Here is an 18,662-nt window from a genome sequence, read left to right on the forward strand (position 1 = left end):
CACGGCGGATCAGCCCCCGTACGAGGCCAGCAGCGCCCGCATCTTCGTGAGCTGCCCCTCCTGCGACGAGCGCATCGCACCCGCGATGTCGAGCGCGGCGGTCGACGTGCCGACCTGCGCCTCCCCGTCGGCCATCGCGATCGCCGCCTCGTGCTGGGCGATCATGCCCTGCAGGAAGAGGCGCCCGGCGTCCATGCCGCGTGCGGACCGCACGGCCTGCTGCTGCGCGTCGGATGCGGCGGCACCCGCCTCCGCGGACTCCGCGTCGGTGCCGGTGCCGGACGCGCTGCCGCTCGCGCCCGCCGTCCCCTCCGCGCCGCCCGCGCCGCCTCCGACACCACCGGCCTCCTCGCGGTCCTCCGTGCCGTTCGAGCCGGACGCGCCGTCTTCCCCCGCCCATCCCTCGGCGAGCCGGGCGAGCTCCCGGGCCTGCGGACCCTGCTGGTCGCGGATCTGCACGGCCAGCTCCTCCGCCCCCGGCGGCAGGTCGGCGGCCTGGAGGGCGGCGACGGCGAGCGCCACCGATCGTGCGGCGTGATCGCCCATGTCCTGCGCGAACGCGAGGTCGGCGCGGTTCCAGCCCTCGGACCCCGTCTCCAGGGGCGCCGCGGCGTCGGCGTCGGCGCTCGGCGACGCCGCGTCCTCGGGCGTGCGCGGCGGTGTCGAGCAGCCGGCGAGGCCGGCGGCGAGGACGAGCGCGGTCGTGGCGGCGGCGAGGCGGTGTCGGTATCCCATGCGACGATCCTCCTCCACGGCGCGGCACCGCGCGTCCCGGAGGATAGGTTCTCCCCATGCCCGAGATCGTCGACCTGCCCCATCCGGGCACGACCCTCGAGTTCGGCGAGCCGGGCAGCCCCGTCGTCGTGCTCGTGCACGATGACCACGGCCGCCTCCCCTGGCTCGACCAGTACGCGCTCGCCCTGGCCCGCTCCGGCTTCCACGTGCTCGTGCCCGACCTGTACGACGGCCGCGCCACCCTCGACGACGGGCTGGCCGCCGGCCTCGCCGCCGAGCTCGACGTGGGCTTCGCGCTCGGCACCATCCGCGACGGCATCGACTCGGCGCGCGCCCGCGGATCCGCCCGCGTCGGCCTCGTCGGCTTCGCGCCCGGCGGCTGGCTCGCCCTCCTCGAGGCGCAGGACGGCGGGGCGGACGCGGTCGTCGCCTACTGCGCGAGCCTCGGTCCCGAGGAGCACGGCGTCATCCCCTGCGCGGTGCTGCTGCACCTGGCCGAGCACGACGAGTGGATCGACGACCAGCGCCCCGAGGCGTTCATCGGCCGGCTGCGTGAGCACGGCACCCCGATCACGGCGCACACCTACGCCGGCACCACCCCCGCGTTCCCCAACGCGAGCCTCCGCGACCGCCTGGATCCGGAGGCCGCGGCGCTCGCCTACCGGCGCACGGAGGGCTTCCTGGCCGACCACCTGGGAAACCGGTCCTGATCCAGTACCGCGATCGCACCAAACCGGTCGAGTACGCGGTACGAATGTAAGGAGCCTGGGAATGTCCCGGCTCTTCCCTACCAGTGGAGGCAACATCATGACCTCGTCCCCGAACCGCCTGCTCGGCACCGCCTTCGGTGCCGTCTACGTCCTCGTCGGCCTTCTCGGCTTCCTGTTCCCGCCGAACAGCGGCGGCTTCTTCTCGTCCGACGGCGGCCTGCTGCTCGGCATCTTCATGGTGAACCCGTTCCACAACGTGGCCCACCTCCTCATCGGCGCAGCCCTCCTCATCGGCGGCCTCTCCAGCGTCGCGGCGGCCAAGGCCGTCAACTCGACCATCGGATTCGCGTACCTCGCGCTCGGCGTCGTCGGCTTCTTCCTCGTGAACACCGACTTCAACGTGCTCGCGCTCAACACCGCCGACCACTTCCTGCACCTCGGCAGCGCCGTCGTGCTGCTGATCGTGGGCCTCGGCGCCGAGAAGGGCGTCCGCAACCGCGCCGCCCGCGCCGCCTAGGCAGCACCGCACCACCACCGCCGCGCCGCTGCACCGGGCGCGTCACGCATCACCGCACATCAGCACGACAGCACCACAGCACGCAGCACCGCACCACCGCGGCGCCCGGGACGACGAAGGGACCAGCACGTGTCACTGCTCATCCGCCACTGGCTGGCCCTCGCCGCCCTGGGCGCCGCGCTCATCCACCTGGCCGTCGGCGCGGGATCCTCGCCGGCGTCCATGGTGGCCCTCCTCGTCATCGGCGCCGCCGAGCTGGCCTGGGCCGTCGCGGTCCTCCGCTCGGACCGCCTGCCCGCCGCATCCTGGGCCGTCGTCGGCGCGCTCGTGCCGGTCGCCGGCTGGGCGCTCCTCGTCTCGGCCGCCGTGGTCCTCGCGGCCCCGGGCATCACGAGCGGCATCCCCGCGATCCCCATGCTCGCCGCGACCCTCCTCGACCTGGCGATCGCCGCCATCGTCGGCCGGCACCTCCGCTCCCGCGCGGAGTCGGAGGCCGAGGCCACCTGCACCGCCGTCGAGTCGCGGCTCCCCGCCGACATCACGCTCGTCGGATCCGGCGCCTCGCACCCGACCGCGGCGCACCCGGCGTCCGCCGTCGTCCTCTCCGCCGCGACGCCCGCGGCCGACTCCGCTCCCGCTCCCGCCGAGCCAGAACCGACCGGCCGCCGCTACCTCGTGGGCGTCCTCGCCGGCGCCTTCCTCGTCGCCGGCATCGTCACCCCCGCGCTCTCGCTCACCGACGCGGGCGAGCACGCCGTCCCGCACGGCCAGCACGGCTCCGTCGACCTCACGGGCATCCAGGGCGAGCACTCGGGCCACTGATCCCGGCTCCCCGCCGCGCAGCCGCGCGAGCGACGGCTGAGGCGACGCCGCTACGGCGCCGGCGCCACCGCGGGCGTCACGCGGATCCGCGTCGCCTCGCTCATGAACCGCCGCACGTTCTCGTCGACGATGATGTCGCCCGGCCGCAGCGGCCGCGTGAGGTACAGGCCGCCGATGTCGGTGATCCGGCTGAGCGCCACATAGGTCTGCCCGGGGCTGAACACGCGCGCGCCGAGGTCGACGATGGCGCGGTCGTAGGTCTTGCCCTGCGACTTGTGGATCGTGACCGCCCACGCGAGCCGCAGCGGGAACTGCGTGAAGTCGGCCACGACGTCGCGCCGCAGCTGCTTGGTGGTGGGCGAGTACGAGTACTTGTGCTTCTCCCACGTGACCGGCTCGACCTCGTGCACGACGCCGTCGAGCTCGACGTACACGTTCGTGTCGATGCGCGTGACGACCCCGACGGATCCGTTCACCCAGCGCTGGTCGACGTCGTTGCGGAGGAACATCACCTGCGCGCCGATCTTGAGGTCGAGCTTCTCGTCGGCCGGGTAGGTGCGGCCGCCGAAGTCGCCCGTGACGTCGGCGGTGGCGGTGAGCGAGCGGCCGGGCAGGCGCTTGAGCGCCTCGGCGTTGATCCGGTTGACCGTGTCGTTGCGCGTGGCGAGCGTGATGGCGCCGTCGGTGGGCGCCGGGCGCGCGCCCGCGGCGTTCAGCACGCCCGCGATCTCCGCCGTGACCCGCCCGTGGCGCACGGCGTTGAGCATCTCCTTGAACGCCTCCTCGTGCTGCCGGTGGATCTCGGTGAGCTCGTAGATGCGGAGCTGCGCCTCCTCCCACACCTTCGCGTCGAAGAACCACATGGAGCGGTAGCGGTCGGCGAAGTAGGCGCGCTCGTCGCCGTCGCCGGGCACGGGCGCCAGCTGGTACGGATCCCCGAACAGCACGACCTGCACGCCGCCGAACGGCACGTCCTTCTTGTGGCGCGCCTGGCGGAGGCTGCGGTCGATGGCGTCGACGAGGTCGGCGTTGACCATGGAGACCTCGTCGATGACGAGCGTGTCGATGGTGTTGAGGAGCTTCCGCAGCTCGCCGGTCTGCTCGATCTCCTCGTCGGCGATGACGCCGATGGGCAGCTTGAACAGCGAGTGGATGGTCTGCCCGCCCACGTTCAGCGCGGCGACCCCGGTGGGCGCGCAGATCACGATCTGCTTCTCGGTGTTCCACGACAGGTGCGTGAGGAGGGTCGACTTGCCGGTGCCGGCGCGACCCGTGACGAAGATGTGGTCGCGCGTGCCCTCGATGGCCTGGAAGACGGCGGCCTGCTCCGGGGAGAGGGGGACCGTGCTCACGCGGGGCTCCTGGCGGTTCGGGGTGGATGCGGCGCGCATCGAGGGCGGCGGCGCGGCGCGGATGCGCACTCGAATCTACCCCGGGCCCGCCCCGGCCGGTCGCGGATCCCCCGCCCGTAGGATGATCCGCATGCCGAGCCCCGCCGTCGACGCGCGCGGCGAGCTGCGTCGGGCCGTCGTCCTCTGGTCGGTGCTCGCGGCCCTGCTCCTCGGGGCGTTCGCCGGCACGGTCGCGACGCTCAACCACACCGTCTTCAGCGCCCACGGGTTCGTGCGCTCCTACCTCGACGCGCTCGCCCGCGAGGACAGCCGCGACGCCCTCGCCACCCCCGGAGTCGTCCTGCCCGACGACGGGAGCCGCGCGCTCCTCGACGACCGCGCCCTGCCCGGCCTCGCCGACGTCGAGCTCGTCTCCGACGAGCGGGCGCCCGACGGCGCGGAGGGCGAGCGTGTGGTCACGTACGCGTACACGCTGCCCTCGGGACCCGGATCCACCGCCTTCCGCGTGCGGGAGGCGCCTGCGGCGCTCGGCCTCTTCGGCCGGTGGGAGTTCGCGACGAGCCCGGTCGCGGCCGTCGACCTCGAGCTCCGGCACGCCGCCACCTTCACCGCGAACGGGCTCGCCGTCTCCGCGACGGCGGGCGGCGACGCGGCCGCGGGCGCCGGATCCACGTACCTCGTGCTCGCGCCGAGCACCCTTGCCCTCGACCACTCGTCGTCGTTCCTCGAGGCGCAGGAGACCGACGTGGCGGTCACGGACCCCGGCAGCGTCGTGCCCGCCCGCGTCGACGCCGAGCCGACGCAGGAGCTCGTGGACTCCGTGCAGGGCGAGGTCGAGTCGTACCTCACCGCGTGCACCACGCAGGCCGTGCTCTTCCCGTCCGGCTGCCCGTTCGGGAAGGCGATCCGCGACCGCATCACCGACCCGCCGGTGTGGACGATGACGGCCATGCCCGAGATCACGCTGCGCCCCGCGAGCGACGACCCCGCCGACCTCGACTGGGTCGTGCCGTCCACGGTCGGAACCGCGCACATCCGGGTGCCCGTCCGCTCGCTGTACGACGGCAGCGTCAAGGACCTCGACGAGGACGTGCGGTTCAGCGTGAGCTGGCGCGTGACCCTCGACGGGGACGCGGGCGTGCGGATCCAGGGCCTCTAGCCGCTCACGACCCTCTCGCGCGGGCACGGTGCGCGCCGACTGCGGGAGGAGCAGGATCGGGACCCACAGGTCCCCGCGACCGCGGGGCCCGCCAGCCGAGGAGCGCCCCCATGTCCGCGATCATGAACCCGTACCTGTCCTTCCGCGACCAGGCGGCCGAGGCGCTGCGCTTCTACCAGGGGGTCTTCGGCGGCGAGCTCGCGCTGAGCACGTTCGGCGAGCAGGGCATGAGCCCGGACCCGGCGGAGGCCGACAAGATCATGCACGGCCAGCTGACCTCCGACGCGGGCTTCGTGCTGATGGCCTCGGACACCCCGGCCTCGATGGGCGTGCCGAGCGGATCCGCCATCACGCTCTCGCTCTCGGGCGACGACGCCGAGGTGCTCGGCGGCTGGTGGGACGCGCTGACGGCGGACGGCACGGTCGTGCTGCCGCTCGAGGTGGCGCCGTGGGGCGACCGGTTCGGCATGTGCACCGACCGCTTCGGGATCGACTGGATGGTGTCGATCGCGCCGGCGCCGGCCGCCGGCTGACCGCCGCCCTCGGGCCTCGGGTCCCGGATCTCAGGCCCAGCGGCCCCCGCGCGGCACGATGAGCGGCGTGTGCGACACGGGGTCGTCGATCACGAGGCAGGGCAGCCCGAAGACCTGCTCGACGAGCTCCGCGGTCACGATCTCGTGCGGGGCGCCGGACGCGACGACGCGGCCATCGCCCATCACGATGAGGTGGTCGGCGTACCGCGCGGCGTGGTTCAGGTCGTGGAGCACGGCGACGATCGTGCTGCCGCCGCGGTGCAGGTCGGCGAGGAGGTCGAGCAGCTCGATCTGGTGGGCGATGTCGAGGAACGTCGTCGGCTCGTCGAGGAGCAGCACGGGCGTCTGCTGCGCGAGCGCCATCGCGACCCACACCCGCTGGCGCTGGCCGCCGGAGAGCTCGTCGACATGGCGGTCCGCGAGGTCGGCGACGCCGGTGTCCGCCATCGCCCGCTGCACCGCGTCCTCGTCGGTCGCCGTCCACTGACGGATGAGGTTCTGGTGCGGGAACCGGCCGCGCGCCACGAGGTCGGCGACCGTGATGCCGTCGGGCGCGATGGCGCTCTGCGGGAGGAGTCCGATGATCCGCGCCGCCTCCTTCGCCCGGTACGACGCGAGCGGCCGGTCGTCGAGGAGCACGCTGCCGGCCGTCGGCGCGAGCAGGCGCGACAGCGCGCGCAGCAGGGTCGACTTGCCGCACGCGTTCGGGCCGACGATGACCGTGAACGAGCCGTCGGGCACATCGACGTCGAGGGCCTCGGAGATCACGCGGCGGTCGTAGGCGAGCGTGACGCCCTCGGCGCGGAGGCGTGGCGCGGGGATCGGACGCTCGGTGGCAGGATGCTCGGCGGCGGGCGGCGCGGGAGCGGTGACGGCCGGGCGGGCGGATGCGGTGTCGTCCACGACGGGACCTCCCAGGGGATCGGGATCGAGGGCGGCGCGGGGCACGCCGGGCACGTCAGGCACGTCAGGCACGTCGGGCCGCCTCGCGGATCAGGAGCGCGATGAGGTAGACCCCGCCGACCACGACCGTGACGATGCCGACGGGCACCGTCCCCGGCAGCGCGTGCTGGGCGACGGAGTCGGCGGCGAGCAGCAGCAGGCCGCCGGTGAGCGCGGCCGGCACGAGCGGCAGGCCGGCGCTGCGCGTGAGGCGGCGGGCGATCTGCGGCGCGGCGAGCGCGACGAAGGCGATGGGCCCGGCGGCGGCCGTCACGACCGCCGTGAGCGCGACGCCGAGGACCAGCAGCACCAGCCGCGTCGGCTCGGCCCGCACGCCGTGGGCGCGCGCCGCGTCGTCGCCCAGCTCGAGCTGCCGGAGCGGCGCGGAGAGCAGCAGGATCGCGGGTGCGAGCACGAGGAGCGCGGCGAAGGCGGGGAGCGCGCGGTCCCAGCCGACGAGCGCCAGGGATCCGGCGCCCCAGATCGACGCGGCCATCGCGACCTCCGTGCCCGCCTTCAGCAGCAGGAACGTGTTGACCCCGTGCAGCACGGCCGTGACCGCGATGCCCGTGATGATCAGCCGGAACCCCTGCACCCCGCCGCGGTACGCGAGCAGGTACACCACGAGCGCCGTGCCGAGCCCGCCCGCGAGCGCTCCGACCGCGGTGGGCAGGAACGTCGCGCCCGCGACCGTGCTCACGAGCAGCGCGCCCGTGTAGGAGCCGGTGGAGAAGCCGATGACGTCCGGCGATCCGAGCGGGTTCCGCGTGAGGGACTGGAAGACCGCGCCCGCGACCCCGAGCGCGGCGCCGAACGCGATCCCAGCGAGCACGCGCGGGAGGCGCCACTCGGTGACGATGGTGGCGGCGAACGAGCCGTCGGGCAGCACGAGGGCGCGGATCACCTCGGGCACCGTGAGCGGGTAGTCGCCCGTGCCGAGCGCCACGAGCGCGACGGCGACGATGACGACGGCGAGCGCCGCGCCCACGAGCACCTCGCGCCGGCGGAGCCGCGTGCCGACCACGGGCAGGCGGATCGTGCCCGCGGGGCGGGCGCCGGGTCGGATCGCGGCCGGGCGGCGCCCCGCGCGGGCGGGCGCGCTCACAGCCCCGACGCCCTCTGCCGGCGCACGAGCAGGATCAGCACGGGCGCGCCCAGCACGGCCGTCACGATCCCGGCCGGCAGCTCCGCGGGCCGCAGCACGACGCGCCCCACGATGTCCGCGGCGAGCAGCAGCACGGGCGCCAGCACGATCGTGTACGCGAGGATCCAGCGCTGGTCGGGCCCGACGATCCAGCGGGCGATGTGCGGGATCATCAGCCCGACGAACGCGATCGGCCCGGCCATCGCGGTCGCGCCGCCCGCGAGCAGCGTCACCGCGACCACGGCGACCGTCCGCACGACGACCACGTTCGCGCCGAGCGACCGCGCGAGGTCGTCCCCGAGCGCCACCGCGTCGAGGCTCCGGGCGATGACGGCGGCGAGCAGCACGCCGACCGCGAGGAACGGCGCGACCGGCAGCAGGGCGTCCCACCCGCGGTCCTGGAGCGAGCCCGACTCCCATGCGCGCATCGCGCTGAAGCCCTGCGGGTCCGCGAGCAGGAGCCCCGAGGTGATGCCCGCGAGCACCGCGCCGAGGGCGACCCCGGCGAGCGTGAGGCGCACCGGGTCCCCGCCGCCGCGCCCCGCGGATCCCACGACGTACACGATGACGGCGGCCACGAGCGCCCCGCCGAAGGCGAACCAGAGGTAACCGCTCACGGCGGTCACGCCGAGCACGCCCGTCGCGATGGCGACCGCGAAGGCCGACCCGGCGGTCACGCCGAGGATGCCGGGATCCGCCAGCGGGTTGCGCGTGACGGCCTGGATGAGCGCGCCCGCGACCCCGAGCGCGAGGCCCGCGGCGAGGCCGACGAGGGTGCGCGGCACGCGGAGGTCGGTGATCACGACGAGCTCGGCGGGGTCCCGCGGCCGGCCGGCGAGCGCGTCGACGACGGCGCCGAGCGGGATGTCGCGCGACCCGACGGCGATGCTCGCGAGCGACGCCAGCACGAGCACCCCGACCGCCAGCAGGAGGCCCGCCGAGCGCGAGAGGCCGCTCCGCGCCCGGCCCGCGGGGGCGTCGGTGGCGGAGGCGCGCGCGAGGACCCGGAGCGACATGGCCCGGACAGCCTACCTCGCCCTTAGGTTAGGCTCCCCTTGCCTGATGGGATCCGCACCGGCCCGTCATCGACACCCGAGAGGCCCCGCACCATGAGGTTCCCCACCACCGGCTCCGCTACCGTCGCGCTCGCCGTCGCGACGCTCGCCCTGACCGGCTGCTCGAGCGCCTCCGACCCGGCCGCGAGCGCCCCGCCCGCCTCCGGATCCGCGACCGGCACCTTCCCCGCCACCGTCGACACGAAGTTCGGCGAGGTCACCGTGCCCAGCGAGCCGAAGCGCGTCGTCGCCCTCGGCTGGGGCGATGCGGAGACCGCGCTCGCGCTCGGCGTGCAGCCCGTGGGCGCGTCCGACTGGCTCGGCTTCGGCGCCGACGCGGACGGCGTCGGCCCGTGGGCGCAGGGGCTGTACACGCAGAAGCCGCAGATCATCGAGACGCTCGAGCCCTCCTACGAGGCCATCGCGGCGCTCAAGCCCGACCTGATCCTCGACACCAAGGGCTCCGGCGACCAGGCCCGCTACGACCGGCTGTCGCAGATCGCCCCGACCATCGGCGTGCCCGAGGGCGCCGACAGCTACCTCACCGACATGGAGGACCAGGTCGACATGGTCGCCGAGGCCCTCGGCCGCGAGGACCAGGGCGACGCCCTCCTCGACGCGGTCGACCAGCGCTTCGACGCCGTCGCCGCCGCGCATCCGGACTGGAAGGGCAAGACCGTCACGGCCGCCACCAAGACCAGCGAGGGCTGGGGCGCCTACGTGGAGGGCAGCGAGCGCGTCGCGTTCCTCGAGAAGCTCGGCTTCGCGCAGAGCCCGAAGATCGCGGCGATCCCCGCCAACGCCGGCGGCTTCTCGGTCGACATCTCCTCCGAGCAGCTCGACCTGCTCGACGCCGACGCCATCGTGGCGTTCCCGATCTTCATCGACAAGGCCGTCATCACCGACGACCCGCTGTGGCAGGCGGTCCCCGCGGTCGCGGCCGGCCACTCCATCGTGCTCGACGGCGACGTGTCGTCGGCGTACTCGATCGGCACCACGCTGTCCACCGGCTACGCGCTCGACCGGCTCGTGCCGCTGCTGGAGACCGCCACGTCCTGATCCGGATCCGCACCACCGGGGCCCGCCGCGCATCGCACGGCGGGCCTCGTCGCATCCGGCGGACGGCGGTCCGCTCGCTACGCCTCGAGCATCGCCGTGAGCGCCCGGCGGTAGTCCTCGAACGCCCGCCGCCCCACCGTGGTGAGCGCGAGGTACGTCACCGGCTGCCGGCCCTCGTGCGTCTTCCGCACCTCCACGTAGCCGGGGTCCTCGAGCTTCCGGAGGTGCGTCGACAAGTTGCCGGCCGTCATGTCGAGGATCTCCTGCAGCCGGGGGAAGGACAGCGCCTCCCCCGCGTCCAGCGTCGCGAGCGACGCCACGATCCGCAGCCGCGCCTGCGCGTGGATCACCGGATCGAGGTCAGCCAAGCCGGGCTCGCAGCGATCGGCGGGCGCGCGCTCCGCGGACGGCGACGGCGATCCCCGTGACGAGGTACGCGCCACCGCCCACGACGGCCATCACCAGGTAGTTGCCGGGGTAGCCCGCGAAGGGCGCGGCGAGCGCGGCCACCACGAGGATCGAGCCCAGGAGCAGGGACGTGCGCGAGTGGAAGAGCGCCGCGGTCGACAGCAGCATCATGCCGGCGACGAACGAGAACCCCGACGCGTAGAAGATCGAGAGCAGCCGGCTCGGGGCGTCGTTGAGCGCGAGTCCGATGCCGAGCACGTAGACCGAGACCATGGCCACCGACCAGCTGATCCCGTAGACCCGGCCCTGCCAGCGCGCCTCGCCCGTGGTCTCCATGCCCACCGATCCGCGGATCCCGAGCACGATGCTCACGACCACGCCCACGCCGATGAGCCCGGCGAAGATCCCGACGGCCACCGGCAGCGGCAGGCTCACCGCGTCCGACCCGTCGATGAGCCACAGGGCCGTGTAGCCGAGGATCCACGCGACGCCCCAGACCACCTCCATGATCCAGACGAACGAGGTCTGCGCGTCGACCGCCACCCGCCGCTGGTCCTCCATGAGCGCGTGCATCGTCCGCGGGTCGGGCGCGGGCCCGTCGTCGTCGACCTCGTCCGTGCGCATCGTCGTGTCCATCTCCACCTCTCCGCTGGCGACCCTCGCCCGCCGGGCTCCCGCCCTCGGTACTTTGTAACGCAAAGTGCTTTGCCGTGTCAATGGTTCCCACCGATGCGGCGGTCCGCGCGTCGTCCGTCATCATCGAGGGGTCCGCGTCTCCACCCGCGCGCGACGGGAGGAGACCCATGAGCACCCGCACCGCCGCCGTCCCTGCGTCCGCCGCCGTCCCCGCGGCCGCCGGCGTCGCCTGGATCGCGGCCGCCGTCGTCTACGTCGGCACCGAGGCGATCGCCGCGTCCGCCTTCCCCGGTTACAGCTACTCCGCCAACTACATCAGCGACCTCGGCGTCCCCGAGGTCGCCGAGTTCCAGGGCCGCGCCATCGACTCGCCGCTCTCCGCGGTGATGAACGCCGGCTTCATCCTCCAGGGCGTCCTCTACCTGCTGGCCGCCGTGGTCGCGACCCGCGCCCTCCGCGCCGGCCCGCGCCGCGCGTTCCTCGCCCTCGCGGTCGTGCACGCCGTCGGGATCACGGTGGTCGGCCTCATCCACGGCAGCGCCTCGAGCGCGGCCAGCGGCATCGGCTGGATGCACGTGGTCGGCGCCGGCATGGCCATCGTCGCGGGCAACGCGGCCTCGATCGTGGCGGGCCTCGGCTCGGGCCGCGCCGGGGCCGGGGCCGGGGCCGCCCGCGCGTACCGCATCGCGAGCGTCGCGCTCGGCGTCGTCGGCCTCGTCGCGCTCGCCGTCCTCCAGACCCTCGGCGGCTCCGGCATCGACGGCGTCTGGGAGCGCGGATCCGTCTACACGGTCACCGCGTGGGAGCTGATCACCGGCATCGCCGTCCTCGTCGCCGCGCGACGCGCGCGCACCCGCTGACGCCGACGGACGGCCCGGACGGCCCGGACGGCCCAGCGCGGAGGCCCCCGATCAGCGCCGCTCGGCCGCCTGCAGCGCCTCGAGGTTCCGGTTGTACGCCTCGAGCTCGGCGTCGCCGTCGCGGTCGGCCTTGCGGTCGTACCGCACGGAGTCCCGCTTGTCGCTCTTGCTCCACATGATCGCCGTGACGATCGCGAGGATCACCGTGGGGATCTCGCCGATGCTCCACGCGATGCCGCCGCCCGCCTGCTGGTCGGCCAGCGCGGTCTCGCCCCACGGCCGGCCCATCGCGCCGAACCAGTCCGCGAGGAGCAGCCCGGTGCCGGTCATGAGCGACAGGCCGAAGAAGGCGTGGAACGCCATGGTCGCGAGAAGGAGCAGCAGCCGCATCGGGTACGCGAGGCGGATCGGCATCGGGTCGACGCCGATGAGGTTCTGCGTGAACAGGTACCCGACGATGAGGAAGTGCACGATCATCCACTGGTGCCCGATGTGGTCGGTCGTGGCCCAGCTGAACAGCGGCGAGTAGTAGAAGACGAGGAGCGAGCCGGCGAAGAGCACGGCCGCCACGATCGGGTGGCCCACGAAGCCCGCGAACTTGGAGTGCACGGCCATCAGGATCCATTCGCGGCCGCCGCGGCTGCCGTCCTGCCGCTTGCGGATGGCCCGCATCGCGAGCGTGACCGGGGCGCCCGGCACGAGCAGCAGCGGGATGACCATGGCGAGCACCATGTGCGCCAGCATGTGCGAGCTGAAGAGGTACTTCTGGTAGACGTTCACGCCGCCGTTGGTGATGTAGAAGAGGCCCACCATGCCGGCCACCCAGAGGATGGAGCGGTGCAGGGGCCAGGCGTCGCCGCGCTTCCGGAGGCGGTGCACGCCGGCCAGGTAGAAGAAGATCCCGAAGGCGCACAAGAGGATCCAGAGCAGGTCGAAGTTCCACTCCGTGAGGTAGCGCATGGGCGTCAGCTCAGGCGGCAGCGGCTCTCCGGTGAGGATCTGCGCGGGCGTCGGATCCGGCAGCTGCGTCGCGACGACCTGGCTCACGGGCGGCGACGTGCGGGCGAGGGCGGCGGCCACGCCGGATGCGACGCCCATGAACGCGAGCTCAGCGGTGACGAGCCACCAGAAGGGGCTGCGCGCGGAGGCGCCGCGCTCCTCGAGCCGCCCGATGAGCACCCGCCGATATGCGGCACCGAACAGGCCGAGCGCGAGGAGCGCCGCGACCTTGATGAGCACGAGCAGCCCGTACGCCGTGAGCAGCCGGTCGAGCGACCCCACGCGGATCTCCGCGCTCACGTACCCCGACGCCGCGACCACCACGAAGCACACGAGCGCGACCGCCGAGTAGCGGCGCAGCACCGGCACGAGCCGGTCGCCGTCGAGCTTCGACCGCAGCAGCACCAAGGTGAGCAGGCCGCCGAGCCACACGGCGGCGAAGACGAGGTGGAGGCCGAGCGCGTTGACCGCGGCGTCGTGCCCCTCGGTGCCGCCCGCGTGGCCCTGCTGCGCCATGGGGACGAGGCCGCCGACCGCGAGCACGAGCACGAGGGCGATGGCGGTGTGGTTGCGCACCGCGAAGCACAGGACGGTGACGGTCGCGGCGATCAACGTGGTCGCGAGCCATGCCTGGCCCACGGAGATCTGCGTCAGGACGAGCCCGAGGCTCGACCCGAACTCCGCGCTGAAGGAGAAGGGCGTGCCCGAGACGCTGAGGAAGGTGAAGAAGGCGGTGATCGCGGAAGCGACCGTCCAGAGGGCGGCGCCGGCGGCGGCGATGTCGAGCGCGCGGCCGTACTCCGGGCGCTTCCGCGAGAGGGCGAACGCCGCCAGCAGCAGCGCGCCGATGGCCGTCGCCGCCGTGATGTTGACCATCATCTTGGCGGCGGGCAGCCCGTATCTGACGACCGGCCCGGCGTCCTTGAGCAGCTGCGGTGCAGCTCCCCCGCCGATGGCGAGCGCGACCAGCAGGGAGAGGAACGCGACGATGAGGAGGGCGGCGGGCCCCGCGACGCGGAGGAGTCTGGGCATGAGGGGATCAGCCTAACTCGCCCGTCCTGACGGGCGGCTGGCGGCCGCAAGCGCTCCCGCGCCCGGCCGGGAATGCGACAGCGGGGGCGCCGACCGGAGTCGGCGCCCCCGCTGGGCGTGTGGTGAGGAGGACTACTTGACGGCGGCCTTGAGCTTGCTGCCGGCGGAGACCTTGACGCCCTTGGACGCCTTGATCTCGAGGGGCTCGCCCGTCTGCGGGTTGCGGCCCGTGCGCGCGGCGCGAGCCGTCTGCTCGAACGCGACCCAGCCCGGGATCGTGACCTTGACGCCGTCGGCGACGTTGGTCGCGACGGTGGAGAAGAGCGCGTCCAGCACGCCGTTGACGGCGGCCTGGCTCTGACCCGACTCCGCGGCGACGGCGGCAACGAGCTCGGTGCGGTTGAGTGACTTGTCAGCCATGGGTGTCCTCCTCGGACCTGGTGCCGTTCTACTCGAGCGGCCGTGTGGTGGATGGTGTCTGTCTACGTCAGCGGACCGTTCGACCCGACAGGGCCATCAGCGGTCCGTTCGGCCGTACGGCCGCTTGGAACCTACCAGCTGGACTTCGTGATGCCCGGAAGCTCGCCGCGGTGGGCCATGTCCCGGAAGCGGACGCGGGAGATGCCGAACTTCGACAGGTTGCCGCGGGGGCGACCGTCGATGCCGTCGCGCTGGCGGACGCGGACGGGCGAGGCGTCGCGCGGGAGGCGCTGGATGCCGGCGCGGGCCGCCTCGCGGCTCTCGTCGGTGCCGTTCGGGTCCACGAGGGCCTTCTTCAGCTCGAGGCGCTTCGCGGCGTACCGCTCGACGATGACCTTGCGCTGCTCATTGCGGGCGATCTTGCTCTTCTTGGCCATGGTTAGCGCTCCTCGCGGAAGTCGACGTGCTTGCGGACGACCGGGTCGTACTTCTTCAGCACGAGGCGGTCGGGGGTGTTGCGGCGGTTCTTGCGGGTCACGTACGTGAACCCGGTGCCTGCCGTCGAGCGGAGCTTGATGATCGGACGGACGTCCTGCTGCTTGGCCATTAGATCTTCACCCCACGACCCAGGAGGTCCTTGACGACGGACTCGATGCCGCGCGCATCGATGACCTTGATGCCCTTCGCGGAGAGCGTGAGCTTGACGTTGCGACGCAGCGAGGGGACGTAGTACGTCTTCTTCTGCACGTTCGGGTCGAAGCGGCGCTTGGTGCGCCGGTTCGAGTGCGAGATGTTGTGTCCGAAGCCGGGGACGGCGCCGGTCACCTGGCAGGTTGCTGCCATGGTTTCCTCCGTAGTTACCGTAGGGCGAGACCGCCCTACCCAAGATTTCTTGTCGGCACGCCGGATCCCGGATCTCGATGAGGAGGGGGATCGGCGCACGTGCGAGCGGATGAGCCGCTCGGCCAAGGGTCGAGGCTACGCGACGACACGCCCGGACGCAAGCCGGGAGCCCGGGATCATGCGGATGCGGGGGCCTCGGCGGTGCCGTCTGCGGGCGCCTCCGCGGCCTGGGCCTCCGCCGCGCGGCGCGTGCACTCCGCGCAGAGCCCGAAGACGTCGACCACGTGGCTCGGCGCCGTGAACCCGTTCTGCGCGGCGACGTCGTGCGCCCACGACTCGACCGCGTCCGCCGCGATCTCCACGGTCTTGCCGCAGACGCGGCAGATGAGGTGGTGGTGATGGCCGCCCGTGGCGCACGTGCGGTAGAGCGCCTCGCCGTCGGGTGACTGCAGCGAGTCGGCGTCGCCCTCCGCGGCGAGGTCGCCGAGCGCGCGGTACACGGTGGCGAGGCCGATGGGCGATCCCGCGTCGTGCAGGCGCGCGTGGAGCCGCTGCGCGCTCACGAAGTCGGACGATGCGTCCAGCGCCTGGCGCACGGCCTCCCGCTGCCACGTGTTCCGCTTCATGCCCGTGCCCTCCCGGCGGGCGATCCTCCCCGCGCAGACAGGGTACGCGCACCGCCCGACCTCCCGGTGCGCCCGCGGAGGGCGTCGACGCTGCGGCAGACCAGGTAGATCGCGAACGAGATGGTGGTGACGTACGGGCTGATGGGGATGCTGCTGCCGAGCGCGAGGAGGATCCCGCCCACGATGCTGGTCAGCGCGAACAGCACGCTGAGCGAGACGACCACCCGCGGCGTGGACGAGACGCGCATCGCGGCCGCCGCCGGCGTGACCAGCAGCGAGAGCACGAGGAGCGCGCCGACGATCTGGATGGACACCGCGGTGCCGAGCCCGAGCAGCACCATGAACACGATCGAGAGCAGGCGCACGGGGATGCCGCGCGCGGCCGCCACGTCCGGGTCGACGCTCGCGAACATCAGCGGGCGCCACACGACGGCGAGGCCGAGGATCACGACGGCGCTGATCGCGACGAGGTAGCCGAGCTGCGGGCTGTCGACCGAGACGATCTGGCCCGTGAGCAGGCCGAACTTGTTGCTGGCCCGGCCGTCGTAGAGCGCGAGGAACAGGATCCCGAGGCCGAGCCCGAACGGCATGATCACGGCGATGATCGAGTTGCGGTCCTTCGCCCGCGTGCCGAGCACGCCGATGGCGATGGCCGCGATGAGCGAGCCGACCAGCGATCCGGCGACGACGTTCACGCCGAGCAGCAGGGCGGCCGCGGCGCCGGCGAACGAGAGCTCGCTCACGCCGTGCACCGCGAACGCGAGGTCGCGGGTCATCACGAACACGCCGATGAGGCCGCCCACGACACCGAGCACGGCGCCCGCGATGATGCTGTTCCGCAGCAGCGCGACGAGCGCGCCGTAGTCGGAGAAGTCGAACAGGCGCGACCAGAGATCGCCCGTGTCGGCGAGGAGGTGGATCACGCGGCCCTCCCGTCGGCGGCGGAGCCGTCCGCGGAGCCGGAGCCCGCGGCGTCGGCCGAGGAGGCGTGCACGCCGTGCGACCCGTGGTCGCCGTGCTCGTCGTGCTCCTGGTCGTCGTGCGAGTGGTGGTCGTGCGGGTCGTCGGGCGAGCCGACCACCACGATGCGCCCGCGCACGCGCACCACGTCGACGGGGGTGCCGTAGAGCGAGCTGAGCACCTCGGAGTCGAGCACCTCGTCGGGCGTGCCGATGCGGAAGCGCCCGCCCACCAGGTAGAGGACGCGGTCGACCATGTCGAGCACGGGGTTGACGTCGTGCGTCACGAAGACGACCGCCGCGTCGGTCTCGCGCCGGTGACGGTCGATGAGCTCGCTGACGACGCGCTGGTGCGCGAGGTCGAGGCTGAGGAGCGGCTCGTCGCAGAGGAGGAGCCGCGGATCCGACGCGAGGGCCTGCGCCACGCGCAGCCGCTGCTGCTCGCCGCCGGACAGCGCCGCGACGGGCGCGTCCGCGTACGCCGTGGCGCCGACGGCCTCGAGCAGCTCGTCCACCCGGGCGCGCTCGGCCCGGCGGCTGAGGGGCAGCCCCCACCGATGGCCCGTGACGCCGAAGCCCACGAGATCGCGCGCCCGCACGGGGGTGGACGCCGTGATGAGCTTCTGCTGCGGGATGTAGCCGATGCGACGCGCACCGCGGCGCACCGGCTCGTCGAGGAAGCGCATCTCCCCCGTCGTGAGGCGCTGGGCGCCCAGGACGGACTTCAGGAAGCTGGTCTTGCCGGATCCGTTCGGGCCCAGCACCGCGACGAACTCGCCAGGTGCCACGTCGAGGTCGAGCCCGCTCCAGAGGGTGCGCGCGCCGAACGACAGCGTCGCGTCCCGGAGGCTCAGGACGGGAGCGCCGGTCACGATCCCTTGATGGCGGAGGCCACGGCGTCGACGTTGGCGGTCATCCACTCAACGTACCCGCTGCCCGCGGGCAGGTCGGCGGGCACCGTCTCGGTGACCGGCACGACGGGCACGCCGGCGGCCTTCGCCGCGGCGACGACCTGGTCGGTCGTGGCGCCCGTGGTCTGCGCGTTGTAGACGAGGGCGGCGACCTTCTTCTCCGAGAACAGCGCGAGCGTCTCCTTGAGCACGTCGGCGGGGACGTCGGTGCCCTCCTCGACGGCCTCGCTGAACTCGTCCGGCGTGCGGTTCTCGAGGCCCATGGCGCTCGTCAGGTACAGCGGCACGGGCTCCGTGATCGCGACGCCCTTGCCGGTGCCGGCGGGCTTCGCGGCGGCCTCGGCGTCGGCGATGCCGTCGAGCTTCGCGGTGAACGCCTTCTCGTTGGCCTCGAAGGCGGACGCCCCGGACGCGTCGGCCTTCGAGAAGGCCTGCTCGATCTGCTCGGACAGCTTCTTCATCGTGGGCACGTCGTACCAGACGTGCTCGTTGAACTCGCCCTCCGCCGGCTTCTGGTCGTAGCCGGAGATGTCGGCCGCGTTGAGGAGGACGGGGCTCTTGCCGCCGGGGAGGGCCTTGATCATCGTGTCGACGAAGTCGTCGTAGCCGCCGCCGTTCTGGATCACGACGTCGGCGGTGGAGAGCGCGAGCTGGTCGCGCGAGGTGGCCTGGTACTCGTGCGGATCCTTGTCCGGGCTGTCGATGATGGACGTCACCTTCACGGCGTCGCCGCCGATCTGCTTCGCGATGTCGCCGTAGACGTCGGTCGAGGCCACGACCTCGAGCGAGCCGCCGGACGCGGACGCCGTCGCGTCTCCGGACGGGGAGGCGGATCCGGATGCGCAGCCCGCGAGCGGGACGGCGAGCAGCGAGGCGGCGAGCAGGGCGGTGATGGGGCGTCGGTTCATGGATCCGAGATTACGGTATTGATAACCGGTAT

At 73.2% G+C, this 18,662-nt stretch carries 23 protein-coding genes; 7 read left to right on the forward strand and 16 right to left on the reverse strand.

Annotated elements, in window-relative coordinates; translation table 11 throughout:
• Nucleotides 1-9 precede the first annotated feature (9 nt).
• Nucleotides 10-735, reverse strand: a complete 726-nt coding sequence (locus ACU4ZT_RS15560) for a DUF305 domain-containing protein (protein ID WP_063070965.1) — start codon at nt 733-735, stop codon at nt 10-12.
• A 56-nt stretch (nt 736-791) separates the two neighbouring features.
• Between ACU4ZT_RS15560 and ACU4ZT_RS15565 the strand changes: the two genes are divergently transcribed.
• The 3 genes from ACU4ZT_RS15565 to ACU4ZT_RS15575 all read left to right on the forward strand — a co-directional run bounded on the left by ACU4ZT_RS15565 (nt 792) and on the right by ACU4ZT_RS15575 (nt 2,784).
• Nucleotides 792-1,445 carry a dienelactone hydrolase family protein gene (locus ACU4ZT_RS15565; RefSeq protein ID WP_414748872.1) on the forward strand — a complete coding sequence of 218 codons (654 nt, stop codon included), beginning with the start codon at nt 792-794 and terminating at the stop codon, nt 1,443-1,445.
• Between the two features lie 97 nt (nt 1,446-1,542).
• Entirely contained in the window at nt 1,543-1,962 is a 420-nt protein-coding gene (locus ACU4ZT_RS15570; protein WP_063070963.1) for a DUF4383 domain-containing protein, read from the forward strand.
• Nucleotides 1,963-2,091: 129 nt separating this feature from the next.
• The gene (locus tag ACU4ZT_RS15575) at nt 2,092-2,784 is read left to right on the forward strand and encodes a hypothetical protein (RefSeq protein WP_445337531.1); all 693 of its coding nucleotides are present in this window, start codon (nt 2,092-2,094) and stop codon (nt 2,782-2,784) included.
• A gap of 50 nt (nt 2,785-2,834) precedes the next feature.
• On the opposite strand, the gene ACU4ZT_RS15580 is transcribed toward ACU4ZT_RS15575, so the two are convergent.
• Nucleotides 2,835-4,136 carry an ATP-dependent DNA helicase gene (locus ACU4ZT_RS15580; protein WP_081234874.1) on the reverse strand — a complete coding sequence of 434 codons (1,302 nt, stop codon included), beginning with the start codon at nt 4,134-4,136 and terminating at the stop codon, nt 2,835-2,837.
• A 130-nt stretch (nt 4,137-4,266) separates the two neighbouring features.
• Here ACU4ZT_RS15580 and ACU4ZT_RS15585 point away from each other — a divergent pair, with 130 nt between their 5' ends.
• Both ACU4ZT_RS15585 and ACU4ZT_RS15590 read left to right on the forward strand, forming a co-directional pair.
• The gene (locus tag ACU4ZT_RS15585) at nt 4,267-5,295 is read left to right on the forward strand and encodes a hypothetical protein (RefSeq protein ID WP_063071039.1); all 1,029 of its coding nucleotides are present in this window, start codon (nt 4,267-4,269) and stop codon (nt 5,293-5,295) included.
• A gap of 110 nt (nt 5,296-5,405) precedes the next feature.
• Nucleotides 5,406-5,828, forward strand: a complete 423-nt coding sequence (locus ACU4ZT_RS15590) for a VOC family protein (protein WP_063070961.1) — start codon at nt 5,406-5,408, stop codon at nt 5,826-5,828.
• Nucleotides 5,829-5,858: 30 nt separating this feature from the next.
• Here ACU4ZT_RS15590 and ACU4ZT_RS15595 read toward each other — a convergent pair whose 3' ends face one another.
• The 3 genes from ACU4ZT_RS15595 to ACU4ZT_RS15605 form a co-directional block, all read right to left on the reverse strand.
• Nucleotides 5,859-6,731, reverse strand: coding sequence for an ABC transporter ATP-binding protein (locus tag ACU4ZT_RS15595; protein ID WP_270980969.1), 873 nt, complete (start codon nt 6,729-6,731; stop codon nt 5,859-5,861).
• Nucleotides 6,732-6,795: 64 nt separating this feature from the next.
• Nucleotides 6,796-7,875 (reverse strand): FecCD family ABC transporter permease, encoded by a 1,080-nt coding sequence (locus ACU4ZT_RS15600; protein ID WP_270980967.1) that lies wholly within the window; start codon nt 7,873-7,875, stop codon nt 6,796-6,798.
• A complete protein-coding gene (locus tag ACU4ZT_RS15605) occupies nt 7,872-8,930 on the reverse strand; it encodes a FecCD family ABC transporter permease (RefSeq protein WP_063070959.1) in 1,059 nt (352 codons plus the stop codon). Before ACU4ZT_RS15605 ends, ACU4ZT_RS15600 begins: the two co-directional genes overlap by 4 nt.
• A 93-nt stretch (nt 8,931-9,023) precedes the next feature.
• On the opposite strand from ACU4ZT_RS15605, the gene ACU4ZT_RS15610 reads away from it, so the two are divergent.
• Entirely contained in the window at nt 9,024-10,028 is a 1,005-nt protein-coding gene (locus ACU4ZT_RS15610) for an iron-siderophore ABC transporter substrate-binding protein (protein ID WP_414748878.1), read from the forward strand.
• A 77-nt stretch (nt 10,029-10,105) separates the two neighbouring features.
• On the opposite strand, the gene ACU4ZT_RS15615 is transcribed toward ACU4ZT_RS15610, so the two are convergent.
• Both ACU4ZT_RS15615 and ACU4ZT_RS15620 read right to left on the reverse strand, forming a co-directional pair.
• On the reverse strand, nt 10,106-10,396 hold the full coding sequence (locus ACU4ZT_RS15615; protein WP_063070957.1) for a transcriptional regulator: 291 nt from the start codon (nt 10,394-10,396) through the stop codon (nt 10,106-10,108).
• Nucleotides 10,389-11,072: a hypothetical protein gene (locus ACU4ZT_RS15620; protein ID WP_063070956.1), complete on the reverse strand. Its 684-nt coding sequence runs from the start codon at nt 11,070-11,072 to the stop codon at nt 10,389-10,391. Before ACU4ZT_RS15620 ends, ACU4ZT_RS15615 begins: the two co-directional genes overlap by 8 nt.
• A gap of 167 nt (nt 11,073-11,239) precedes the next feature.
• Between ACU4ZT_RS15620 and ACU4ZT_RS15625 the strand changes: the two genes are divergently transcribed.
• Nucleotides 11,240-11,932 carry a DUF998 domain-containing protein gene (locus ACU4ZT_RS15625; protein ID WP_445337532.1) on the forward strand — a complete coding sequence of 231 codons (693 nt, stop codon included), beginning with the start codon at nt 11,240-11,242 and terminating at the stop codon, nt 11,930-11,932.
• Nucleotides 11,933-11,983: 51 nt separating this feature from the next.
• Here ACU4ZT_RS15625 and ACU4ZT_RS15630 read toward each other — a convergent pair whose 3' ends face one another.
• The 9 genes from ACU4ZT_RS15630 to ACU4ZT_RS15670 form a co-directional block, all read right to left on the reverse strand.
• Nucleotides 11,984-13,963 (reverse strand): bifunctional copper resistance protein CopD/cytochrome c oxidase assembly protein, encoded by a 1,980-nt coding sequence (locus ACU4ZT_RS15630; RefSeq protein WP_445337533.1) that lies wholly within the window; start codon nt 13,961-13,963, stop codon nt 11,984-11,986.
• A 132-nt stretch (nt 13,964-14,095) separates the two neighbouring features.
• Nucleotides 14,096-14,383 (reverse strand): HU family DNA-binding protein, encoded by a 288-nt coding sequence (locus ACU4ZT_RS15635; protein WP_012039622.1) that lies wholly within the window; start codon nt 14,381-14,383, stop codon nt 14,096-14,098.
• Nucleotides 14,384-14,514: 131 nt separating this feature from the next.
• Nucleotides 14,515-14,820 carry a 30S ribosomal protein S14 gene (gene rpsN, locus ACU4ZT_RS15640; RefSeq protein WP_015491493.1) on the reverse strand — a complete coding sequence of 102 codons (306 nt, stop codon included), beginning with the start codon at nt 14,818-14,820 and terminating at the stop codon, nt 14,515-14,517.
• Between the two features lie 2 nt (nt 14,821-14,822).
• Nucleotides 14,823-14,990, reverse strand: coding sequence for a 50S ribosomal protein L33 (rpmG, locus tag ACU4ZT_RS15645; RefSeq protein ID WP_063070953.1), 168 nt, complete (start codon nt 14,988-14,990; stop codon nt 14,823-14,825).
• Nucleotides 14,990-15,226 (reverse strand): 50S ribosomal protein L28, encoded by a 237-nt coding sequence (gene rpmB, locus ACU4ZT_RS15650; protein WP_063070952.1) that lies wholly within the window; start codon nt 15,224-15,226, stop codon nt 14,990-14,992. Before rpmB ends, rpmG begins: the two co-directional genes overlap by 1 nt.
• A 176-nt stretch (nt 15,227-15,402) precedes the next feature.
• Nucleotides 15,403-15,852 carry a Fur family transcriptional regulator gene (locus tag ACU4ZT_RS15655; RefSeq protein ID WP_063070951.1) on the reverse strand — a complete coding sequence of 150 codons (450 nt, stop codon included), beginning with the start codon at nt 15,850-15,852 and terminating at the stop codon, nt 15,403-15,405.
• Nucleotides 15,849-16,775, reverse strand: a complete 927-nt coding sequence (locus tag ACU4ZT_RS15660) for a metal ABC transporter permease (RefSeq protein ID WP_063070950.1) — start codon at nt 16,773-16,775, stop codon at nt 15,849-15,851. The genes ACU4ZT_RS15655 and ACU4ZT_RS15660 overlap by 4 nt, the downstream gene beginning before the upstream one ends.
• The gene (locus ACU4ZT_RS15665; protein ID WP_445337534.1) at nt 16,772-17,683 is read right to left on the reverse strand and encodes a metal ABC transporter ATP-binding protein; all 912 of its coding nucleotides are present in this window, start codon (nt 17,681-17,683) and stop codon (nt 16,772-16,774) included. Before ACU4ZT_RS15665 ends, ACU4ZT_RS15660 begins: the two co-directional genes overlap by 4 nt.
• Nucleotides 17,680-18,630 (reverse strand): metal ABC transporter solute-binding protein, Zn/Mn family, encoded by a 951-nt coding sequence (locus ACU4ZT_RS15670; RefSeq protein ID WP_445337535.1) that lies wholly within the window; start codon nt 18,628-18,630, stop codon nt 17,680-17,682. The genes ACU4ZT_RS15665 and ACU4ZT_RS15670 overlap by 4 nt, the downstream gene beginning before the upstream one ends.
• Nucleotides 18,631-18,662 lie beyond the last annotated feature (32 nt).

The organism is Clavibacter davisi (genome assembly GCF_052751415.1).

Bases quoted from the DNA above. Each gene is read 5' to 3' on its own strand.
- ACU4ZT_RS15560 (WP_063070965.1), bottom strand. From the start codon at position 735: ATGGGATACCGACACCGCCTCGCCGCCGCCACGACCGCGCTCGTCCTC.
- ACU4ZT_RS15565 (WP_414748872.1), top strand. From the start codon at position 792: ATGCCCGAGATCGTCGACCTGCCCCATCCGGGCACGACCCTCGAGTTC.
- ACU4ZT_RS15570 (WP_063070963.1), top strand. From the start codon at position 1,543: ATGACCTCGTCCCCGAACCGCCTGCTCGGCACCGCCTTCGGTGCCGTC.
- ACU4ZT_RS15585 (WP_063071039.1), top strand. From the start codon at position 4,267: ATGCCGAGCCCCGCCGTCGACGCGCGCGGCGAGCTGCGTCGGGCCGTC.
- ACU4ZT_RS15590 (WP_063070961.1), top strand. From the start codon at position 5,406: ATGTCCGCGATCATGAACCCGTACCTGTCCTTCCGCGACCAGGCGGCC.
- ACU4ZT_RS15605 (WP_063070959.1), bottom strand. From the start codon at position 8,930: ATGTCGCTCCGGGTCCTCGCGCGCGCCTCCGCCACCGACGCCCCCGCG.
- ACU4ZT_RS15610 (WP_414748878.1), top strand. From the start codon at position 9,024: ATGAGGTTCCCCACCACCGGCTCCGCTACCGTCGCGCTCGCCGTCGCG.
- ACU4ZT_RS15620 (WP_063070956.1), bottom strand. From the start codon at position 11,072: ATGGACACGACGATGCGCACGGACGAGGTCGACGACGACGGGCCCGCG.
- ACU4ZT_RS15625 (WP_445337532.1), top strand. From the start codon at position 11,240: ATGAGCACCCGCACCGCCGCCGTCCCTGCGTCCGCCGCCGTCCCCGCG.
- ACU4ZT_RS15630 (WP_445337533.1), bottom strand. From the start codon at position 13,963: ATGCCCAGACTCCTCCGCGTCGCGGGGCCCGCCGCCCTCCTCATCGTC.
- ACU4ZT_RS15635 (WP_012039622.1), bottom strand. From the start codon at position 14,383: ATGGCTGACAAGTCACTCAACCGCACCGAGCTCGTTGCCGCCGTCGCC.
- rpsN (WP_015491493.1), bottom strand. From the start codon at position 14,820: ATGGCCAAGAAGAGCAAGATCGCCCGCAATGAGCAGCGCAAGGTCATC.
- rpmG (WP_063070953.1), bottom strand. From the start codon at position 14,990: ATGGCCAAGCAGCAGGACGTCCGTCCGATCATCAAGCTCCGCTCGACG.
- rpmB (WP_063070952.1), bottom strand. From the start codon at position 15,226: ATGGCAGCAACCTGCCAGGTGACCGGCGCCGTCCCCGGCTTCGGACAC.
- ACU4ZT_RS15655 (WP_063070951.1), bottom strand. From the start codon at position 15,852: ATGAAGCGGAACACGTGGCAGCGGGAGGCCGTGCGCCAGGCGCTGGAC.
- ACU4ZT_RS15670 (WP_445337535.1), bottom strand. From the start codon at position 18,630: ATGAACCGACGCCCCATCACCGCCCTGCTCGCCGCCTCGCTGCTCGCC.